Source organism: Candidatus Symbiopectobacterium sp. NZEC135 (assembly GCF_025962695.1).
Map to the genome: position 1 here is coordinate 1 of NZ_JAGFPF010000395.1, position 1,560 is coordinate 1,560.

The 1,560-nt window shown below is 49.5% G+C and carries 1 protein-coding gene and 1 pseudogene; one reads left to right on the top strand and one right to left on the bottom strand.

Annotated elements, in window-relative coordinates:
• Nucleotides 1-271: pseudogene (locus tag J5224_RS27200) on the top strand (aromatic alcohol reductase); the annotation flags it as partial.
• 200 nt (nt 272-471) lie between these two features.
• Here J5224_RS27200 and J5224_RS27205 read toward each other — a convergent pair.
• Nucleotides 472-1,458 carry an MBL fold metallo-hydrolase gene (locus J5224_RS27205; protein WP_264628264.1) on the bottom strand — a complete coding sequence of 329 codons (987 nt, stop codon included), beginning with the start codon at nt 1,456-1,458 and terminating at the stop codon, nt 472-474.
• Nucleotides 1,459-1,560: the final 102 nt, after the last annotated feature.

Genomic DNA, 1,560 nt, shown 5'->3' on the forward strand with positions numbered 1-1,560 from the left:
GGTATTCGTTGCCGGGGACACGATTTCATACGGTGAGTTGGCCGATGTCATCGAGCGCATCACCGGCCAGACGTTCGAGAAGACGCTGTGGACGCTGGACAAATTGCATGCCGATCTCGCTCTTGCACCCGATAACGTCATGGTGCGCTACCGTGCCGCCTTCGCATTGGGCGACGGCATGTGGTGGAACAAGGCGAACACCTTTAATGCGCGTCACAATATTGAAACGGTCGACGTGGCGCACTATCTGCCACGTTTGCTGGAGGCCTGATTCGCTTATTTGCCTGCGGCAAAGCCGGTTCTTATAGTTCGCGGCGTCTGGACAAAAAGATGTATAAAGCAGGAGCAATGACCCGTTCTGTTAATCGTGAGGTGGCTAACTTACCGATCACCATACGGGTCAACGCGTTAATTTAGCGATAGCTCAGGAAATATTCGGCAACCATCTGTGCATTGGCTGGCGTAGCTGTTTCAAAACCATAATATTTTCCATAAACGGGACGCAATTCTTCCGTTGCGCGTCGTGCTATTTCGCCATACCAGGAGGGAAGCATTACCGTATGAGCATTGATCGCTTTTGTATCTACGCCCGCCAAACGGGACTGCCTTCATCGCTTTCGACACTGCGGTTTTGAGATCGCCAATAAATTTCAGATGAAAAAAGAAATCATCATGTGAACCGATATTACCATGTCCGCCGCTGAAGTAGTCCCAAGGCAGACTGTCGGCTTGCTTAATATTCTGCTCAAGGTATGTAAAACGTTCTGAGCCAGCGAAATTCCAAAATGGCGGCTGATCGGGATTGAGCAGATCCGGCGCATGGAGTATGCGTTCATTTTTCAGCAACCAGGCTGCATGGTCCTCTGTGTGCGCGGCGTGCTCAAAACCGTAAAGTTGAACCGTAAGCTTTTCGAAGGTGAAACTGCCATTCGGCCAGCTTACGACCTCTGTCGGACGCGGTAATGAACTGTTAAGCCGGATCATTTTCTCGGCAGTTGCACTTGAGGCAATCAGCCGTGGCGGGTGAGGTTGTCCTTTTAGCTCAGCAAGCAACACTGGCGTATCCGCGATGTGATCCGCATGGTCGTGCGAATATACGATAGCCGTTATTGGTTTTTTCGTTACAGACTGTATGGCAGTTAACAGTTGTTTTGCATGGCCTTCTAGTGGATCGAACAGCAGCACACCGTTATCGCCTACATAGAAAATGGTCGCGTAAAAGCCGGACTGGAACCAATACGTTTGTTGCGTCAGTCTTTGCAGTACATACCCGCCCTGCATGTTCAGATTAAACAGGTTGGCTACTTTCTCTCCCGGTTGCAAGACGGTTGTACTGGATGGTACCCGATAATGGGCTGATACCGTAGACGGTGCTTCTGCAACCTCAGCGTATACGGTGTTGGCAAATGCTGACAGAGACATCAATAATGTGAGAGATGTTAAACGCAATTTCGTCATGTTAATTATTCCACTGCATATAGCGCCACTGGTGCATTAACACGAGTCGTTATTTTTATCCCGATCCGGGAGACTGTTGTTTTCAGCACCAGGTTAGCTTAT

What these genes read in the sequence shown, in the direction of transcription:
- J5224_RS27205 (WP_264628264.1), bottom strand. Translation starts at nt 1,458, where the DNA reads ATGACGAAATTGCGTTTAACATCTCTCACATTATTGATGTCTCTGTCA.